This window comes from Streptococcus mitis, from assembly GCF_002096845.1.
Taxonomy (GTDB): domain Bacteria; phylum Bacillota; class Bacilli; order Lactobacillales; family Streptococcaceae; genus Streptococcus; species Streptococcus mitis_A.
In genome coordinates this window covers 1-19,471 of the sequence record NZ_NCVK01000014.1, presented here as the reverse complement: position 1 = coordinate 19,471, position 19,471 = coordinate 1, and the positions used below count along the sequence as shown (strand labels likewise).

General features: G+C 37.8%; 18 protein-coding genes and 1 pseudogene. 16 read left to right on the top strand and 3 right to left on the bottom strand.

Annotation, left to right across the window (positions count from 1 at the left end):
• Positions 1 to 273 precede the first annotated feature (273 nt).
• The 14 genes from B7695_RS04690 (at position 274) to B7695_RS04625 (ending at position 16,251) form a co-directional block, all read left to right on the top strand.
• Positions 274 to 2,016, top strand: coding sequence for a glycoside hydrolase family 13 protein (locus B7695_RS04690; RefSeq protein ID WP_084890018.1), 1,743 nt, complete (start codon positions 274 to 276; stop codon positions 2,014 to 2,016).
• A gap of 119 nt (positions 2,017 to 2,135) precedes the next feature.
• On the top strand, positions 2,136 to 2,447 hold the full coding sequence (locus B7695_RS04685; protein ID WP_000420556.1) for a hypothetical protein: 312 nt from the start codon (positions 2,136 to 2,138) through the stop codon (positions 2,445 to 2,447).
• A gap of 3 nt (positions 2,448 to 2,450) precedes the next feature.
• Entirely contained in the window at positions 2,451 to 3,167 is a 717-nt protein-coding gene (locus tag B7695_RS04680; protein ID WP_084890016.1) for an alpha/beta fold hydrolase, read from the top strand.
• 484 nt (positions 3,168 to 3,651) lie between these two features.
• Entirely contained in the window at positions 3,652 to 4,503 is an 852-nt protein-coding gene (gene ylqF, locus B7695_RS04675; protein WP_084890015.1) for a ribosome biogenesis GTPase YlqF, read from the top strand.
• Entirely contained in the window at positions 4,490 to 5,269 is a 780-nt protein-coding gene (locus B7695_RS04670; protein ID WP_084890013.1) for a ribonuclease HII, read from the top strand. Before ylqF ends, B7695_RS04670 begins: the two co-directional genes overlap by 14 nt.
• 16 nt (positions 5,270 to 5,285) lie before the next feature.
• On the top strand, positions 5,286 to 6,836 hold the full coding sequence (locus tag B7695_RS04665) for a ClC family H(+)/Cl(-) exchange transporter (RefSeq protein WP_084890020.1): 1,551 nt from the start codon (positions 5,286 to 5,288) through the stop codon (positions 6,834 to 6,836).
• A gap of 162 nt (positions 6,837 to 6,998) precedes the next feature.
• Positions 6,999 to 8,390, top strand: coding sequence for a peptidoglycan-N-acetylglucosamine deacetylase PgdA (gene pgdA / locus B7695_RS04660; protein WP_084890011.1), 1,392 nt, complete (start codon positions 6,999 to 7,001; stop codon positions 8,388 to 8,390).
• A 76-nt stretch (positions 8,391 to 8,466) separates the two neighbouring features.
• Positions 8,467 to 9,309, top strand: coding sequence for an aldo/keto reductase (locus B7695_RS04655; protein ID WP_084890009.1), 843 nt, complete (start codon positions 8,467 to 8,469; stop codon positions 9,307 to 9,309).
• Positions 9,310 to 9,577: 268 nt separating this feature from the next.
• Positions 9,578 to 9,949: a GFA family protein gene (locus B7695_RS04650; RefSeq protein ID WP_084890008.1), complete on the top strand. Its 372-nt coding sequence runs from the start codon at positions 9,578 to 9,580 to the stop codon at positions 9,947 to 9,949.
• 35 nt (positions 9,950 to 9,984) lie between these two features.
• Positions 9,985 to 10,902 (top strand): glycine--tRNA ligase subunit alpha, encoded by a 918-nt coding sequence (glyQ, locus tag B7695_RS04645; RefSeq protein ID WP_000038736.1) that lies wholly within the window; start codon positions 9,985 to 9,987, stop codon positions 10,900 to 10,902.
• Between the two features lie 258 nt (positions 10,903 to 11,160).
• On the top strand, positions 11,161 to 13,197 hold the full coding sequence (gene glyS, locus B7695_RS04640) for a glycine--tRNA ligase subunit beta (protein ID WP_084890007.1): 2,037 nt from the start codon (positions 11,161 to 11,163) through the stop codon (positions 13,195 to 13,197).
• 42 nt (positions 13,198 to 13,239) lie between these two features.
• The gene (locus B7695_RS04635; protein ID WP_049492208.1) at positions 13,240 to 13,497 is read left to right on the top strand and encodes a DUF896 family protein; all 258 of its coding nucleotides are present in this window, start codon (positions 13,240 to 13,242) and stop codon (positions 13,495 to 13,497) included.
• A 688-nt stretch (positions 13,498 to 14,185) separates the two neighbouring features.
• Complete coding sequence (locus tag B7695_RS04630; protein WP_084890006.1) at positions 14,186 to 14,917, top strand: ABC transporter ATP-binding protein; 732 nt, start codon at positions 14,186 to 14,188, stop codon at positions 14,915 to 14,917.
• Between the two features lie 17 nt (positions 14,918 to 14,934).
• Positions 14,935 to 16,251 carry a beta-carotene 15,15'-monooxygenase gene (locus B7695_RS04625; RefSeq protein ID WP_084890005.1) on the top strand — a complete coding sequence of 439 codons (1,317 nt, stop codon included), beginning with the start codon at positions 14,935 to 14,937 and terminating at the stop codon, positions 16,249 to 16,251.
• Positions 16,252 to 16,555: 304 nt separating this feature from the next.
• Here the strand turns inward: B7695_RS04625 and B7695_RS04620 are convergent, their stop codons facing one another.
• From B7695_RS04620 to B7695_RS11640, 3 genes are read right to left on the bottom strand one after another with little or no spacing between them, the layout of a single operon-like run.
• A complete protein-coding gene (locus tag B7695_RS04620) occupies positions 16,556 to 17,371 on the bottom strand; it encodes a TIGR03943 family putative permease subunit (protein ID WP_084890004.1) in 816 nt (271 codons plus the stop codon).
• Positions 17,368 to 18,273 (bottom strand): permease, encoded by a 906-nt coding sequence (locus B7695_RS04615; protein ID WP_033677167.1) that lies wholly within the window; start codon positions 18,271 to 18,273, stop codon positions 17,368 to 17,370. Before B7695_RS04615 ends, B7695_RS04620 begins: the two co-directional genes overlap by 4 nt.
• Positions 18,274 to 18,405 (bottom strand): SPJ_0845 family protein, encoded by a 132-nt coding sequence (locus tag B7695_RS11640; RefSeq protein ID WP_000268685.1) that lies wholly within the window; start codon positions 18,403 to 18,405, stop codon positions 18,274 to 18,276.
• A 370-nt stretch (positions 18,406 to 18,775) separates the two neighbouring features.
• Between B7695_RS11640 and B7695_RS04605 the strand changes: the two genes are divergently transcribed.
• Together B7695_RS04605 and B7695_RS11785 are read left to right on the top strand one after the other, a co-directional pair.
• Positions 18,776 to 19,300, top strand: coding sequence for a hypothetical protein (locus B7695_RS04605; protein ID WP_084890003.1), 525 nt, complete (start codon positions 18,776 to 18,778; stop codon positions 19,298 to 19,300).
• Between the two features lie 13 nt (positions 19,301 to 19,313).
• Positions 19,314 to 19,471 (top strand): annotated as a pseudogene (locus B7695_RS11785) (IS4 family transposase); the annotation flags it as partial.

Here is a 19,471-nt window from a genome sequence, read left to right as displayed (position 1 = left end):
AAAAATAGGGTGAAAAACCTTTATTTGTCATGCAAAAAATAGAAGATACGATAGAGAATCACTTTGATGATCTCAATCACACCTCCTATTCAAGTAGTTAGATCACTAACTTAATGACATTGGTTGTAAGACTGGCTGCTTTTTTATTTATAGAACCAAACCACTAGAATCTACGGACAAGCCTTGAAAATAAAATACGAAAGTAGTATACTAGAATCATAACCGTGAAAACGTTTGCGTAAAATTGGAATTAAAACTTTAGGAGACAAATTGATGGAATTAAGTGCTATTTACCATAGGCCTGAGTCGGAGTATGCCTATCTTTATAAGGATAAGAAACTTCATATTCGGATTCGAACTAAGAAAGGGGACATTAAAAGCATCAACTTGCATTATGGGGATCCTTTTATCTTTATGGAGGAGTTTTATCAGGATACAAAAGAAATGGCCAAGATAACTTCTGATGCCATCTTTGATTATTGGCAGGTTGAAGTGTCCGTTGACTTTGCACGTATCCAGTATCTCTTTGAAGTCACGGATACAGAAGGTCAAAGTATTTTGTATGGTGATAAAGGTTGTGTGGAAAATTCTCTAGAAAATCTTCATGCTATTGGAAACGGATTTAAGTTGCCCTATCTTCATGAGATTGATGCATGCAAGGTTCCTGATTGGGTTTCAAATACGGTATGGTATCAGATATTTCCTGAGAGATTTGCTAATGGAAATGCTCGATTAAACCCAGAAGAAACTTTAGACTGGGATTCATCAAGCACACCTAATAGTGATGATTTTTTTGGCGGTGATTTACAAGGGATTATAGATCATCTGGATTATTTGCAAGACTTGGGCATTACTGGACTTTATCTTTGTCCTATCTTTGAATCTACAAGTAATCACAAGTACAATACGACAGATTACTTTGAAATCGACCATCATTTTGGAGACAAGGAGACCTTTCGGGAGCTGGTCGAGCAAGCGCATCAGCGAGGTATGAAAATCATGTTGGATGCTGTATTTAATCATATTGGTTCGCAATCTCCTCAATGGCAAGATGTTGTCGAAAATGGTGAACAGTCTTCTTATAAGGATTGGTTCCATATTCAACAATTCCCAGTGACTACTGAAAAGCTAGCCAATAAGAGAGAGTTACCCTATCATGCTTTTGGTTTTGAGGACTATATGCCTAAGCTAAATACAGCCAATCCAGAGGTCAAGGACTATCTTTTAAAGGTTGCGACTTATTGGATTGAAGAGTTTGATATCGATGCTTGGCGTTTGGATGTGGCTAATGAGATTGACCATCAATTTTGGAAGGATTTTCGAAAGGCAGTTTTAGCTAAAAAGACTGATCTTTATATTTTAGGAGAAGTCTGGCATACGTCTCAGCCTTGGCTAAATGGAGATGAGTTCCATGCGGTCATGAATTATCCTTTATCTGATAGCATCAAGGACTATTTCTTACGTGGTATTAAGAAGACGGACCAGTTCATTGATGAAATCAATGGCCAGTCTATGTATTACAAGCAGCAGATTTCAGAGGTTATGTTTAATCTCTTGGATTCTCATGATACAGAGCGAATCTTGTGGACGGCCAATGAAGATGCTCAACTGGTCAAATCAGCCTTAACCTTTCTCTTTTTACAAAAAGGAACACCCTGCATCTATTACGGAACCGAGCTAGCTTTGACTGGCGGACCAGACCCAGATTGTCGTCGTTGTATTCCTTGGGAACGTGTCTCAAGTGACAATGATATGCTGAATTTCATGAAGAATCTAATCAAGATTCGCAAACACGCATCAGCAATCATTCCGCATGGCAAATATAGCCTAAAAGAAATCAAACAAGATGTAGTTGCCTTGGAGTGGGAATACGAAGGACAGGTTCTAAAAGCCATCTTTAACCAATCAAAAGAAGATTATATTGTAGAGAAAGAAGCAGTAGCCTTAACAAGCAATTGCCAAGAATCGGAGAATCAGCTTGTCATCTCTCCAAAAGGATTTGTGATTTTTCATTAAAGAGCAATTAAGAGTGACAGGAAAATTGTAGTATAGAGAGCATTTTACAAACTGATTATTTGTCGTCTTGCTACAATTGGTATATAATTTAACTTAAAGAAAATAGGAGGACTAATTGAATGGAATTAAAAGATTTTACAGAAAAAGAACAAGAGATGATTAAGAAGGGGCTTACGACGTCTAAGATTAGTGACAAGGAAACTGCTGAGAAGATTCTTGCGCTAGTACCACAAGACTTGATTAAGCGCATTCCGTTTTTTGTCAGAAAACATGCTACGACACGTACTATTAAACGCATTTCAATTGAACACCCTGAACTCTACGCTGCAGCTCAAACAAGTGGTGAAATCCCAGAAAAAGAACGCGAAGAATTGCGTCAGATTATCACAACTATCTTTGAACAAAAGATGAATAAGCATAGTATTAAGTAGAGAATGAAAAAATATTTTATTGGCGGTTTGGGAAGCAATGTCTATCATAGCAAGGATTTTCTTCAGGAACTAAATTCGCAGATTTATTTTCTAAATCCATATGAAAAGCATCTTCGAGATGAAACAGAATTGAAATCATGGTTTAAAAATGAGATTGTAGAGGAAGAATCTATCTGTCTGATAGGCCATTCTCTTGGAGGAGATTTGGCTCGTTATCTCGCATCGGAATTTCAAGAAGTGAAGAAACTGATTCTTTTGGATGGTGGCTATCTAGATTTAGATAAGATTTTACCTTTAGATACAGAGTTAGAGGAAACTAAAAACTATATCAAATCTCAAATTATTTCGGACTTAGATGTTCTTATTTCTAAAGAAAAATCTGAAGCAAAGCATTGGTCAGAAAATATGGAGAAAGCTGTAAGACAGTCCTATCACTGGAATGTTGAGTATAATAGATATGAGTTGGCTATAAATTATGAAAATATAGAAGCGATCCTCCGCCTACGGAGGAAAATACAAGCTTTTAAGAGAGAAGTGGGAGATACCTTGTTTATTAGTCCTCGCTATCCTAATGAAGCTACATGGAGAGAGGAAGCCCTAAAAGAATTGCCAGACTATTTTGATACTATTCTTCTAGAGAACTTTGGCCATGAGCTTTATACTGAAGCACCTAAAGAAATCGCTAGTCTAATTAATGAGTGGTTCTCTTATTCTCACTAGGATATTGAATAAATTATCATAATTAATATATAGTTAATTAGAATAAGATATGAACAAATTGATTAGGAATATCAAATTAATTTGGGCTCTTTGTCAACTGTAGTAGATTGAAGTCAGCTAAGATCGAGAAAGGGCAAAATTCGTCCTTTCTTTTTTGATATTTGATTCTTTGATATCGAGTGGTTTTGTGATAAAAAGTAATGATTCCATATGATTTTTTCTATGGAATTTTTTCTACACAAAATAGACTCCATAATATCCATAGGGGATTTACCCACTACAAATATTATAGAGTCGCTTTTTCTATTCAGGGAGCTTGAGGGGCTATCATCGGACAAAATAGAGAAGGCATGATATAATATAAAGTAGATTTCTATGTAATTAAATAAGAACTGTTTGAACACCATTCATTTGAAAACTCTCTATGTTCAAACGATAGTAAAATAGGCTCTCTAAACCCTTGCTACGAAAGGAAAAAAACTCAATGGCTACTATTCAATGGTTTCCTGGTCACATGTCTAAAGCGCGTCGACAGGTGCAGGAAAATTTAAAATTTGTTGATTTTGTAACGATTTTGGTGGATGCACGCTTACCTCTATCTAGTCAAAATCCTATGTTGACCAAAATTGTTGGTGACAAACCAAAACTCTTGATTTTAAACAAGGCAGACTTGGCTGACCCAGCAATGACCAAGGAATGGCGTCAGTATTTTGAATCACAAGGAATCCAGACTCTAGCTATCAACTCCAAAGAACAAGTAACTGTAAAAGTTGTAACAGATGCGGCCAAAAAGCTCATGGCTGATAAGATTGCTCGTCAGAAAGAACGTGGTATCAAGATTGAAACCTTGCGTACCATGATTATCGGGATTCCAAATGCTGGTAAATCCACTCTTATGAACCGTTTAGCTGGTAAGAAAATTGCCGTTGTCGGCAATAAACCAGGAGTTACAAAGGGACAACAGTGGCTCAAAACTAATAAGGACCTTGAAATCCTAGACACACCGGGGATTCTTTGGCCTAAGTTTGAAGATGAAACTGTTGCGCTTAAGTTGGCCTTGACTGGAGCTATTAAAGACCAGTTGCTTCCTATGGATGAGGTAACTATTTTTGGCCTCAATTATTTCAAAGAACATTATCCAGAAAAGCTGGCTGAACGCTTCAAACAAATGAAAATTGAAGAAGAAGCTCCTGTGATTATTATGGACATGACCCGCGCCCTCGGTTTCAGAGACGACTATGACCGTTTCTACAGTCTCTTCGTGAAGGAAGTCCGTGATGGCAAACTCGGTAACTATACCTTAGATACATTGGAAGACATCGATGGCGACGATTAAAGAAATCAAAGAACTCCTTGCAACGGTCAAGGAGTTAGAAAGCCCTATTTTTTTAGAGCTTGAAAAGGATAATCGCTCTGGAGTTCAAAAGGAAATCAGCAAGCGTAAAAAAGCCATTCAGGCAGAATTGGATGAGGATCTTCGTTTGGAATCCATGCTTTCCTATGAAAAAGAACTTTACAAGCAAGGATTGACCTTGATAGCAGGTGTTGATGAGGTTGGTCGTGGTCCTCTGGCTGGGCCTGTAGTCGCTGCAGCCGTTATCTTACCTAAAAATTGTAAGATTAAAGGTCTCAACGACAGCAAGAAAATTCCTAAAAAGAAACATCTGGAGATTTTCCAAGCCGTTCAGGACCAAGCTTTGTCAATCGGGATTGGTATCATAGATAATCATATCATCGACCAAGTCAATATCTATGAAGCAACCAAACTGGCCATGAAGGAAGCTATCTCCCAGCTCCGTCCGCAACCTGAGCACCTTTTGATAGATGCCATGAAGCTGGAATTGCCAATTTCACAAACCTCCATCATCAAGGGTGATGCTAATTCTCTCTCGATCGCAGCAGCTTCTATAGTAGCCAAGGTGACACGTGATGAATTGATGAAAGAATTCGACCAGCAATTTCCCGGCTATGATTTCGCTACTAATGCAGGATATGGAACAGCTAAACACTTGGAAGGCCTTACAAAACTAGGAGTTACCCCAATTCACCGAACCAGCTTTGAACCCGTTAAATCATTGGTTTTAGGAGAAAAAGAAAGTTAAGTTAGAAGGAATGATTATGGAGGAACAGTCAGAAACACTCAGATCCAAGAAAGAATTTGCCTTTGCCTCAAGTACTATATTATCCCAAGTTGGACGAGGAGTCATCGTCGGTCTTGTCGTTGGGATCATCGTTGGATCTTTTCGGTTTTTAATCGAAAAAGGCTTCCACCTGATACAAGGACTTTATCAAGATCAAGCGCACCTAGTGCGCAATCTTTTTATCATTGGTCTATTTTATTTAATAGTTTGTTGGCTCAGTGCGAAATTAACTCGGTCAGAAAAAGACATCAAAGGTTCAGGAATTCCTCAAGTCGAAGCCGAATTAAAGGGATTGATGACTCTCAACTGGTGGGGAGTTCTTTGGAAAAAATATATTCTAGGAATTCTTGCTATTGCAAGTGGCCTTATGCTGGGGCGTGAGGGACCCAGTATTCAACTTGGAGCGGTCGGTGGTAAAGGAATTGCCAAATGGCTCAAATCCAGTCCAGTAGAGGAACGCTCCTTGATTGCTAGTGGAGCTGCCGCTGGTCTAGCTGCAGCCTTTAATGCACCGATTGCAGGACTTCTCTTTGTGGTAGAAGAAGTTTATCACCATTTTTCACGCTTTTTCTGGGTATCTACTCTCGCAGCTAGTCTCGTAGCAAACTTTGTCTCTCTGCTCATATTTGGCCTAACACCCGTACTGGATATGCCAGACAATATCCCACTCATGACCTTAGATCAGTATTGGATTTACCTCCTCATGGGAATTTTTCTTGGACTATCTGGTTTTCTCTATGAAAAAGCTGTACTCAATGTTGGTCGAGTTTATGACTGGCTTGGTCAAAAAATCCGTTTGGATAGAGCTTATTACCCAATTCTTGCCTTTATTCTCATCATACCAGTCGGCATCTTCTTACCCCAAATCCTTGGTGGTGGAAATCAGCTTGTACTTTCCTTAACTGAGCAAGATTTTAGTTTCCAAGTTCTATTAGCTTACTTTTTGATTCGCTTTGTTTGGAGCATGATTAGCTATGGAAGTGGTCTTCCGGGTGGAATTTTCCTACCAATTTTGGCGCTTGGTTCCTTGCTTGGAGCCCTAGTTGGTGTCATTTGTGTCAATCTTGGTCTTATCAGTCAAGAGCAGTTTCCTATATTTGTCATTCTAGGAATGAGTGGCTATTTTGGAGCGATATCCAAGGCTCCCTTAACTGCTATGATACTTGTGACTGAGATGGTAGGAGATATTCGCAACCTCATGCCACTTGGTTTAGTGACCTTGGTCGCCTACATCATCATGGATCTACTCAAGGGTGCGCCAGTCTATGAAGCTATGTTGGAAAAAATGTTGCCCGAAGAAGCGACAGATGAAGGAGAAGTCACTCTCATTGAAATCCCTGTTTCGGATAAAATAGCAGAAAAACAAGTACATGAACTCAACTTACCACATAATATCCTCATCACCACTCAAGTCCATAATGGCAAGAGCCAAACAGTTAACGGCTCAACCAGAATGTACCTCGGTGATATGATTCACCTAGTTATTCCAAAAAGTGAAATTGGGAAAATCAAAGATTTGTTGCTGTAGTTATTTTACATAATTTTTATTATGTAAAAACAAACTTCTTAATTTAATACATTAGAAAACCGATTCTCAGCAATGATATCGGTTATTTTTTAAGGCTCTTTTTAATATACTATTTCCGCCAAAATCATTGAAATTATAGCTTGAATTTGATATGATGGTCTTATGGATAAAAGTAGAGCAAAGCGTGAGAATCACGATAAGATAAGAATGAGTCTAATAGCCTTAGTAGCTATCTTCTCAGTAAGTATTTGCGTCCTTGGTTCAATGATTGGATACAAAATATATACAAAGCAAAGTTTTGAACAAAGGATTGAATCTCTCAAAAAAGAGAAAGATGATCAATTAAGTGAGGGAAATCAGAAAGATCATTTTCGTAAGGGACAAGCAGAAGTAATTGCCTATTATCCTCTCCAAAGGGAGCAAGTGATTTCATCTGTACAAGAAATCATGACACAGGATATTAAGGAAAATCTGGAAGACAAAGAAAATCTGGTTTTTTATTATACGGAGAAACAGGATTCGACTTTAAAAGGGATTGTCAACCGAAGTGTGATGAAACAAGTCTATGATTTAACTTCGTCAAAAGTTGAAGAGACTGAAAAAACTAGTCTGGCAAAAGTACATTTGACAGAAGATGGTAAACCTTTTACACTTAATCAATTATTTTCAGATTCTAGTAAAGCCAAAGAGCAGTTGTTAAAAGAAATCACCTCTTTCTTACAGGATAAGAAATTGGAGCAAGAAAAGATTGATCAAGTTGTTAAAGGCTTCTCTGACCAAGACTTGTCTGCATGGAATTTTGATTACAAGGATAGTCAGATTATCCTTTATCCAAGTCAGACAGTTGAAAATCTAGACGAGATTGCCTTGCCAGTATCTAGTTTCTTTGAAGTTATTCAGTCCTCTTATTTATTAGATAAGGATGCAGAGCTATATAAGGCTTATTATGAAAAGAAAAATCGTAAAGTAGTGGCCCTGACTTTTGATGATGGACCAAATCCTGCAACGACAAATCAAGCATTAGATACTCTTTATAAGTATGGTATCAAGGCAACTTTCTTTGTGCTAGGTAAGAATGTTTCTGGCAATGAAGAGATTTTGAAACGCATGAAAGCAGATGGCCATGTTATTGGTAACCATAGTTGGAGTCATCCAGTGCTTTCAAAACTTTCCCTTGATGAAGCTAAAAAACAAATTACTGATACGGAGGATGCGCTAACTAAGGTGCTGGGTTCTAGCTCTAAACTTATGCGCCCCCCTTATGGAGCCATTACAGATGACATTCGCAATAGTCTCGATTTGAGTTTTATTATGTGGGATGTAGATAGTCTGGACTGGAAGAGTAAAAATGAAGCATCTATTTTGACAGAAATTCAGCGTGAAGTCAAGAATGGTTCTATTATTCTTATGCATGATATCCATGCTGAGACAGTAAATGCTCTGCCGAAGGTTATTGACTATTTGAAAGGGCAAGGTTATGACTTTGTTACCGTACCAGATTTGTTAGACTCTCGTCTTAAAGCTCATCAACTCTATTACGATCGCAATCAATAATACACAAAATCTAAAGAGAAAAGTTTTCCTTGAAAATTTGCCTCTTTGGATTTTCTTCTCATAGAAAGGAAAAATAATGAAATCTTATACTTTAAATAATGGTGTTACAATTCCAGTACTGGGATTTGGAACCTGGAAAGCTGAAAATGGAGAGATTGCCTATCAAGCTGTACTAGAGGCTTTAAAGGCAGGCTATCGCCATATCGATACGGCAGCGATTTATAAAAATGAAGAAAGCGTTGGTCGTGCTATTCAAGATAGTGGCATTCCGCGGGAGGAAATTTTTGTAACAAGTAAACTTTGGAATACAAATCACAATTATGAGCAAGCTCGCCAGGCTTTTGAAGAGTCTTTAGCGAAGTTGGGTTTGGATTATTTGGATCTGTATTTGATTCATTGGCCAAATCCAAAACCGCTCAGAGAAAATGACCAATGGAAAATTCGAAATGCGGAAGTTTGGAGAGCTATGGAAGACCTTTATCAAGAAGGTAAAATCCGTGCTATCGGAGTTAGTAATTTCCTTCCCCATCATTTGGATGCCTTGCTTGAAACAGCAAAAATTGTTCCTGCGATTAATCAAATCCGCTTGGCGCCAGGTGTGTATCAAGAGGAAGTCGTAGATTACTGTCGAGAAAAAGGAATTTTATTGGAAGCTTGGGGCCCTTTTGGTCAGGGAGAACTGTTTGATAGCAAGCAAGTGCAAGAAATCGCAGCAAATCACGAAAAATCGGTTGCCCAGATAGCTTTGGCCTGGAGCTTAGCAGAAGGATTTTTACCACTTCCAAAATCTATCACAGCATCGCGTATTCAAGCTAATCTCGATTGTTTTGGAATTGAACTGAATCATGAGGAACGAGAAACCTTAAAAACGATAGCTGTTCAGTCGGGTGCTCCACGAGTTGATGACATGGATTTCTAGAAAATCATAAAAAGAATTGTACATTCTTCTAATTTTTGATATAATAGTCTGCAGGAAAGAAAGTCTTATCGCGTTCTTCAAGCGAGCTTGGGATAGTGGGAGCCAAGTAGAGCAAAATAAAGTGCTGGCGCTTTCTGTAGTATTTTCAAAAACAATGAAGTAATAAATTAGGGTGGAACCGCGTTTCTGACGCCCCTAGTCGCAAGGCTTGGGTGTTGAAATTCGGTTCTTTTTGAATTCGTCTAATGCCTAAGTAGAAAGGAGCATCATGCTTAAAGGATCTTGTTTATGTAAAGCAGTGACCTACACTCTAGATGAGGAATTATCGGAATTAGTTTTTTGTCATTGCTCATTCTGTCGGAAAGCAACTGCGTCTGCCTACACAGTTAATGCCAAAGTTAGCAGCAAAAATCTGGCACTGTATGGAAAAGAGAATTTGGTTACTTTTAGTTCATCTCCAGGTAAACAACGTTATTACTGCCAGAACTGTCATAGCCAAATTTTCACTGTTCAAGAAAATATACCAGAAGTCTGCGCTTTGAAATTAGGTACAATAGATGAATGCGATCAGAATTTACAAACTGTTCCCAAACGTCATATTTTTCAGGACCCAGCCTTTTCTTGGTTGCTTGATAAATAAATCTAAGAAGATAATATAAATTAAAGGAGTAAACAATGTCTAAGAAATTAACATTTCAAGAAATTATTTTGACTTTGCAACAATTTTGGAATGACCAAGGTTGTATGCTTATGCAGGCTTATGACAACGAAAAAGGTGCAGGAACAATGAGTCCTTACACTTTCCTTCGCGCTATCGGACCTGAGCCATGGAATGCGGCTTACGTAGAGCCATCACGTCGTCCTGCTGACGGTCGTTACGGAGAAAACCCTAACCGCCTTTACCAACACCACCAATTTCAAGTGGTAATGAAGCCTTCTCCATCAAATATTCAAGAACTGTACCTTGAGTCTTTGGAAAAATTGGGAATCAATCCTTTGGAACACGATATTCGTTTCGTTGAGGACAACTGGGAAAACCCCTCAACTGGTTCAGCTGGTCTTGGATGGGAAGTTTGGCTTGATGGGATGGAAATCACTCAATTCACTTATTTCCAACAAGTCGGTGGATTGGCAACTGGCCCTGTGACTGCGGAAGTTACCTATGGTTTGGAACGCTTGGCTTCTTACATCCAAGAAGTAGATTCTGTCTATGATATTGAGTGGGCCGATGGTGTAAAATATGGAGAAATCTTTATCCAGCCTGAGTACGAGCATTCAAAATATTCATTTGAAATTTCGGATCAAGAAATGTTGCTTGAAAACTTTGATAAGTTTGAAAAAGAGGCTGGTCGTGCCTTGGAAGAAGGATTGGTGCACCCTGCCTATGACTATGTTCTCAAATGTTCACATACCTTTAACCTGCTTGATGCGCGTGGTGCCGTATCTGTAACAGAGCGCGCAGGCTACATCGCTCGTATCCGTAACTTGGCCCGTGTCGTAGCCAAAACCTTTGTCGCAGAACGCAAACGCCTAGGCTACCCACTTTTGGATGAAGAAACACGAGCTAAACTCTTAGCAGAAGACGCAGAATAGTGAGTAATATCGTGCTCTAAAATCGTTAGAGGCAAGTCGAAGACTTGCTAGAGGAATATGCACCGCAGTACTGTTATGTGGGGATTTTTGAAACCTTGGGTTCAAAAATCAGTCAGCTAAATCCACTTTGATGAGACTGTTGGAAATCTTGATTAATTTAGCATTAGATTTCCATACAGACTCACAAAGTTAGTTAGCGACGTCCCCAGTACCTAAGGTGCATATTAAAAAGATTGAAGAAAATGTAAAGGAAAAAACATGACAAAAAACTTATTAGTAGAACTCGGTCTTGAAGAATTACCAGCCTATGTTGTCACACCAAGTGAAAAACAACTAGGCGAAAAAATGGCAGCCTTCCTTAAGGAAAACCGCCTGTCTTTTGAAGCCATTCAAACCTTCTCAACACCACGTCGTTTGGCTGTTCGTGTAACTGGTCTTGCAGACAAACAGTCTGATTTGACAGAAGATTTTAAGGGCCCAGCAAAGAAAATTGCCTTGGATAGTGATGGAAACTTCACCAAAGCAGCTCAAGGCTTTGTCCGTGGAAAAGGATTGACTGTTGAAGATATCGAATTCCGTGAAATCAAGGGTGAAGAATATGTCTATGTCACTAAGGAAGAAATTGGTCAAGCAGTTGAAGCCATTGTTCCAGGTGTTGTAGATGTCTTGAAGTCATTGACTTTCCCTGTCAGCATGCACTGGGCTGGTAATAGCTTTGAGTACATTCGTCCTGTTCACACTTTAACTGTTCTTTTAGATGAAGAAGAGTTTGATTTGGATTTCCTTGATATTAAGGGAGGGCGTGTGAGCCGTGGTCATCGTTTCTTGGGGAAAGAAACCAAAATTCAGTCAGCATTGAGCTATGAAGAAGACCTTCGTTCACAGTTTGTAATCGCAGATCCACGTGAACGTGAGCAAATGATTGTTGACCAAATCAAAGCAATCGAAGCTGAACATGGTGTACGTATTGAAATTGATGCGGATTTGCTTAATGAAGTCTTGAACTTGGTTGAATACCCAACTGCCTTTATGGGAAGTTTTGATGCCAAATACCTTGAAGTACCGGAAGAAGTTTTGGTAACTTCGATGAAGGAACACCAACGTTACTTTGTTGTTCGTGATCAAGATGGAAAACTCTTGCCAAACTTCATTTCTGTTCGTAACGGAAACGCAGAGTATTTGGAAAATGTCATTAAAGGAAATGAAAAAGTCTTAGTAGCTCGCTTAGAAGACGGTGAATTCTTCTGGCGTGAAGATCAAAAATTGGTCATTTCAGATCTTGTTGAAAAATTAAACAATGTGACTTTCCATGAGAAAATTGGTTCCCTTCGTGAACATATGATTCGTACTGGTCAGATTGCTATTCTCTTGGCAGAAAAAGCTGGTTTGTCAGCGGATGAAACAGTTGATCTCGCTCGTGCAGCAGCCATTTACAAGTTTGACTTGTTGACAGGTATGGTTGGTGAATTTGACGAGCTCCAAGGAATTATGGGAGAGAAATATGCCCTTCTTGCAGGTGAAACTCCAGCAGTGGCAGCTGCTATTCGTGAACACTACATGCCTACATCAGCTGAAGGAGAACTTCCAGAGAGCAAGGTTGGAGCCATTCTAGCTATTGCAGACAAATTGGATACGATTTTGAGTTTCTTCTCAGTAGGTTTGATTCCATCGGGTTCTAATGACCCTTATGCTCTTCGCCGTGCAACTCAAGGTGTGGTTCGTATCTTGGATGCCTTTGGTTGGCACATTGCTATGGATGAGCTGATTGATAGCCTTTATGATCTAACATTTGACAGCTTGACTTATGAAAATAAAGCAGAAGTTATGTACTTTATCAAGGCTCGTGTCGATAAGATGATGGGCTCTACTCCAAAAGACGTTAAGGAAGCGGTCCTTGCAAGTTCGAACTTTGTCGTGGCAGATATGTTGGAAGCAGCAAGTGCTCTCGTGGAAGCAAGCAAGGAAGATGACTTCAAACCATCTGTTGAATCACTTTCTCGTGCCTTTAACTTGGCTGAGAAGGCAGAAGGAGTTGCTACAGTTGATTCAGCACTTTTTGAAAATGACCAAGAAAAAGCTTTGGCGGAAGCAGTAGAATCACTTATTTTATCAGGATCTGCAAGTCAGCAATTGAAACAACTCTTTGCTCTTAGCCCAGTCATTGATGCATTCTTTGAGAATACCATGGTTATGGCTGAAAATGAAGCAGTCCGTCAAAATCGTTTGGCAATCTTGTCGCAATTAACCAAGAAAGCAGCTAAACTTGCACGTTTTAACCAAATCAATACCAAATAAAATCTGTTAAATGGATTAAATCTTATTATAAAGGAGAGAAACATGGATCCTAAAAAAATTGATCGTATTAACGAGCTTGCCAAAAAGAAAAAAACAGAAGGCTTGACCCCAGAAGAAAAAGTAGAACAAGCCAAACTACGTGAGGAGTATATTGAAGGATATCGTCGTTCTGTTCGCCATCACATTGAAGGAATTAAAATTGTGGACGAAGAAGGAAACGATGTTACACCAGAAAAACTACGTCAGGTACAACGTGAAAAAGGTTTACATGGCCGTAGTCTTGATGACCCAAATTCATAATATGTATTCTTTCTTTTAACAAAGATAGATGAAATAATACCAAAAGACTATCATACATAAATGAGCTGCACCTCAAAAGTTAGAGCTAGAAAATCTAACTTTTGAGGTGTTTTTATTTGAAAAAAGACAGTAAAAAAGCGCAAAAAATCAATTCCTGTGCTAGCGTGTAATTGAAATTTTTTAGTTTTGGCGTTAGAACTGTTTCCTCAGTCCTAGCCCCTTCTCTTTTTGATAAGTCTGCTTGGTGGAGAGTAGTTTGTAAATGATTCTGAGAATCTTATGAGCATAAGCAATGACGGCTTTCATCTTGCTTCCTCTTTGGGAAATTCGATTGTAAAACTCTAAGCAGGCTCTGCCTGCTTAGAGTTTTACATATGCTCCTATTTTCGTTATAGCTAACTTTAATTCTCATTTATTAAGTATACCTAAGTTTTATGTTTAAATTTTGTATAGAATAGCTGTACCTCTTAATAAAGCTATGTTTACGCTTTCAATCAAGCCTCATTTATGATACTATTATGGTAATAGAAAAAATTCTTAGTTCGCTAAAGACCTTTATTCGAGTTCCAGAGGAAATAGAAATTTTATCCATTAAAAATACGTTTCATAAGTTACTTACTTGATGTTAATAGAATTACAATATTGTATAATTAAATCAAAGATGACACTGAAATCAGGAGGATTTATTATGGTTAATAATGTAGCTGTTAAAGTCTCAAACCTTTCAAAAGAATTTTTGTTAGGACAAGACAAAACTGTCTCTATTTTGAAAGATGTTTCTTTATCTGTCAATTATGGGGAATTTGTATCAATACTTGGTGTCAGTGGTTCTGGAAAGTCTACTTTGCTAAGTTGCTTATCAAGTTTATCTGAACCAACAAGTGGCGAAGTTGTTATCAATGGTATAAATCCATATACCTTAAAAGAAGGGAAGCTTGCTAAATTTAGAAGACAAGATATTTCAATTATTTTTCAAAATTATAATCTGGTACCTGCTCTACCTGTACTAGAAAATGTTACACTTCCTCTGAGACTCTCAGGAAAGAGTGTTGATAGCAATAAAGTAAAAAAAATGTTGGATAGTTTGAATTTTAAAGCAGAACTATCATCATTAGTTGCTACCTTATCAGGTGGAGAACAGCAAAAAGTGGCTATTACTCGTGCAATAATAGCTGATAGTAAAATTATTTTTGCTGATGAGCCAACAGGAGCTCTAGACAGCGTCTCAAGAAAACTTATTTTTGAAACACTTCGTAATTTAGCGAGTCAAGGAAAATGTGTTCTTATGGTCACTCATGATATTGAGTTGGCTTCAAAAACTGACAGAGCACTCATTTTAAAAGACGGAAAAATATCTCGACAAATTATTAAACCTTCAGCTGATGAGCTTTACCAAGCACTTGAAAGTAGTAAAGATTAATTTGAGGAGGATTTATTATGCTAAAATTAATCATTTACCAATTTCAGTACTCAAAAAGACAATGGTTAGGAACAATACCATTACTATTTGTATCTAGCCTGATTGTTGGAACATCTTTATTTGGTATTGCTAGTTCAATAAAGACTGCTAATATTAACGCTTCACAACTTTTTCAAATGCTAATAATTTTTGGCGGGACTACTCTATTTTTCCTTATTTCAAATAATATTAGATTACTAATAGATATCTTTAAAAAGGATTACCAATTATGGGCTATCTTAGGCGCAAGCAGAACTCAGTTATCTTTATTAGTATCTGGACAGTTTTATTTAATGGCAGTGATTGTTAGTAGTATTGGTACAATACTTTCATTTATCATGGCAGATAGTTACTACAAATTTTTACAAAATTTATTAGGAAGAGATGAGTTACCTGATTTAGTTATTACAGCCAACATTCAATCAATTTTATTGAGTGTTTTTATAGTCCCAACAATTGTCGGGATAGGAGCTTACTTTTATTCAAGTCGAATACTTAAAATATCATCAATATTAAAACCAAAAAAGAAAAAAAGAAAAGTTACAGTAACTGGATTTGTTAATATCTCTGTTCGTTTATTCCTATGGTTACTATGTATAGGTTCTATTGTTTCAGCAGGTTTTATCAGAAACAAAGAAATAATTGAAAAACAGTCAAGCATAATATTATTTTTATTAATTATTCACATTCTTATTATTCAATCACTGTCTCCATCAATTCAAATGTTTCTAATAAAATTTTTAATGAGGATATTTCCAACTGAAAATTATGTAATTAATACAGGCTTTTGGAATCTACTATCCAATCCTAGTTATTTGAAAAGTATACAAACTTCAATGAGCATGGGAGTAACTCTCATTTCTGGGTTTATTCTTTACACCCAAAATATGTATTCATTCATGAATACAGCAAACGGAGTAAACGAAGCAAGAGCTTCCTTTATTGCTTATCTGTCTGCACCAATTATTCTGATTATTACTAGTTCTATTTCTCTTACAATTTTATCTTCTAATAAAGATATTGAGGACATCAAACAGTTAAAGACACTGGGAGTGTCAAGATTACAACTTTTTAAAATACGTATAGGCGAGGCAATAATACATTCGGTGTTAATTTTATTAGTGTCAGTAATTTTCAATTTAATTATTTTAATTTTAGTTAGCCTTATTGGCCAATTTTTAGGCAGTAGTTTAGTAGATATATCAGGTTTCTGGCAACCGAGTCTTATAGTTATTTCTTTGTTAGTTATTTTTTATAGTATTACAAAGGGATTTTATTTATTTCAAGATAGATAAATTGGAATAGTTACTGATTCAAAAGAATACAAACACGTTTCAATCATGACTTCCATTATAAAAACCTCCTGTTAACTATTTGAACAATAGAACAAGAGGCTACTAGTAAGATATTTTCATGCTCAAGACATATTCGAGTTATTTCACGACTCTTGTTCATCCAGTTTTTTGTAGAGGCTAGGAAAAGCCCTATTAAGCACTATGGATTGGTATTGTTCATCTTCATTATAAGATAGACTTCTTTTTCTGTCATGAGTTATCAGGCTCTGCCTGCTTAGAGTTTTTTATGAACTTGGTTTGCTTTTTAAAACACGCGATACACATAGGGATTCTCTGGTTTATCGACTTTGGTAAAGCTATCGATTTCCAAGGTTGGGAGATTTTGTTTGAGTTCTTTATGGTAGTGATTGACCAGTTTTCCTTTGGCTGTTATCCAGGTGTTGTTCTCATACTGCCGGGTATTTCCCTTGGTCAGTAATCCATAGACACCAGAATCTGCGATACAGTGAATAATTCCGAAGCGGAACAGAAATTGGCTATTGGCATGACTGGGGTCATTATAGACAAAACCTGTGAACTGGACTGTCTTGCCCTCAAATTCATCTGGATAGTCGTAGATAGCTTCCATGACTTCCATATAGTTTTCATTCGTAATCTGAATGCTATCTTGGGACAAGTATTTATCCGCCGCAGTTCGCATTTCATTTTCATAGGCTGTTTTTGAAAAATAAGAACTGGTATCTGGTTTCAAATATTGGCTTGTCGTCCCTTCGCTTGTCTGAATGGCTTGATCCGTGCCTTCTGATAAGGGGAAATGATAGCCTTTGGCAGAAACGGTCTGAGAATCCAAGCTAACAGTTGGGAAAGTTAGGCCGACGACAATTGGAATGGCCAAAAGAGCAATACTAGTCACCTTGGCCAATCGGCTGTTCAGATGACTATGGGTTTTGACTTGCTTCATCCAGATATACAATTGAACAATAGCCAAGATAAAGGAAAGCACCATGGAAATATAGGCCAGATAGGAATAGTGCATGTTGATGTACTGGTTTAATTTGCCCGACAGATGGAGATAAATGGTCAGTTCAAAATAGCCAGCTAAAACTAAAAATCGAATCATAGGATGACTCCAATCAAGAGAGAATACACTAAGACGACAAGAGTCACAATCGTAATGAAGTGACTGATAAATCGTGCTTTCAAGTAATTTTTCATCATGAGAATATTTTTGATATCCAGCATTGGGCCAATTACCAGAAAGGCCAGAACTGGTGCCAAACCGAAACTCGAGAGAAGAGAAGCACCGATAAAGGCATCCGCCTCACTGCAGAGAGAGAGAAGAAAGGCCAAAAGCATCAAGAGCAGGATAGCAAAAAGAGGGGTCGCACTGATAGAGGTCAGAATCCGTGTCGGAACATAGACCTGTATAACAGAGGCAAAGAGACAGCCGAATACCAAATAACGCCCCGTATCAAAAAATTCATCAATTGCTTGCACAAAGACCTGAAAAACTTTCTTTGCAGGTCTCAAGTGAGAAAAATCATGTTCATGACAGGCCAACCGATTTTCTTTTTGAATCGGTTCTTGCCAGAAAAATCCTAGAAAAATCCCAAGTATCGCAGCCACAACAATGGAACCCAGAGCTCGTAACAGAGCGACATGGAAGGAATTGCCAAAGGCAGAATAGGTCGCAAAGAGGACAATAGGATTGATAACAGGTGCAGTCACAAGAAAAGGAACAGCCGTGTAACTAGGAACTTTCTTTTCCAGGAAACGATTGATAATGGGGACGATTCCACATTCGCAAGAAGGGAAAAGTATCCCAACGAAGGTCCCAAAAAAGATTCTCCCCCAACGATTTCGAGGGAGAAAATGATAAACCTTGTCAGGTGTGATATAAACCTCAATCAACCCTGAGACAATACTTCCTATCAGCACGAAAGGGAGGGCTTCAATGATAATGGAGAGGAAAATAGCTCCAGTCTGAAGCACACTAGATGGGAGTTGTTGGAAAGCAGTCATCTAGTTTTTCTTTTCTGCTTTGGCTTTTTTCTCTTTGTCATCAGGGAAAGTAACTTGTTTCAAATCAGGGAGTTTCGCAAACTCTTCAAACATCTTGTCCAAGTCGTCTCGTTTTGTAAATTTTACAGCCATAGGTGTACCTCGATTCTAAATTCTACCTCTATTATACTATTATTTTGAGGAAAAGGGAAAAGTTAAAATTGAGTATCTAACGAATAATAGAGCTTTATAAATCCTGATTAAGTCTGGTAGATTGAGAAAGTTTGACAAAAAAAGTAGATGGTGCTAGAATAACATTAACGAAAGACATTTGAGGGCAGAAAGGTTCCTGCCACACCTTGAAAAAGGTATCTGAGATGCTGGGTACACCGACCAGCCAAGTGTCCGTTATTTCAAAGGAGGGAGCTTAAATGCAATGTCATTAAGTTAAGAAATTCAAATACAATTCTGTATTTGGGTTTCTTTTTTATGTGATAAACTTATAGTTAAGGAGGGATTTTCCATGATAAAACAGATTAAAGCCCACTTGAATAAGAGTATCCAGAGTATCCTTGGTCAAAAAGTTGAGTTCGTCAAACAAGATGAACAGGCCTTTACTCGTAAAAGAAGTTTATCACTAGAAACTATGATTCGTACAATTCTGGGAATGGGAGGGAAATCATTGTCAAAAGAATTACTAGATGCCAAACTGACAGTTTCAAATTCAGCCTTTGTTCAAAGGCGCTATCAGATAAAACCTGAAGCTTTCTATGCCCTATTTAAAGAATTTACAGCACCTATTCCACTTAATACTGATTTTCCAATATTCGCTGCAGATGGGAGCGATATCTGTATTCCTCGAAATCCCATGGATACAGAAACCTCTATCCAAACCCAAACGGATGTTAAATCCTATAATCTCATGCACATAAATGCCCTATACGACTTGACGACTGGAGTGTATCGAGATGTTTCTATTCAAGACAAACATACGCAACATGAGCGCTTAGCTCTGATTCAGATGATGGAGTCTTCTCCCTTTCGATAAAGCTCTTGTTATCATGGATAGAGGCTATGAAAGTTACAATCTCATGGCTCATTTTCAAGAAAAAGGTTGGCTTTACATCATCCGTATTCGAGATGGAAAACAATCCATGCGTTCCTCCTTCAACTTGCCAAATACAGAGTGTTTTGATCAAACATTTTCTCTAACATTATC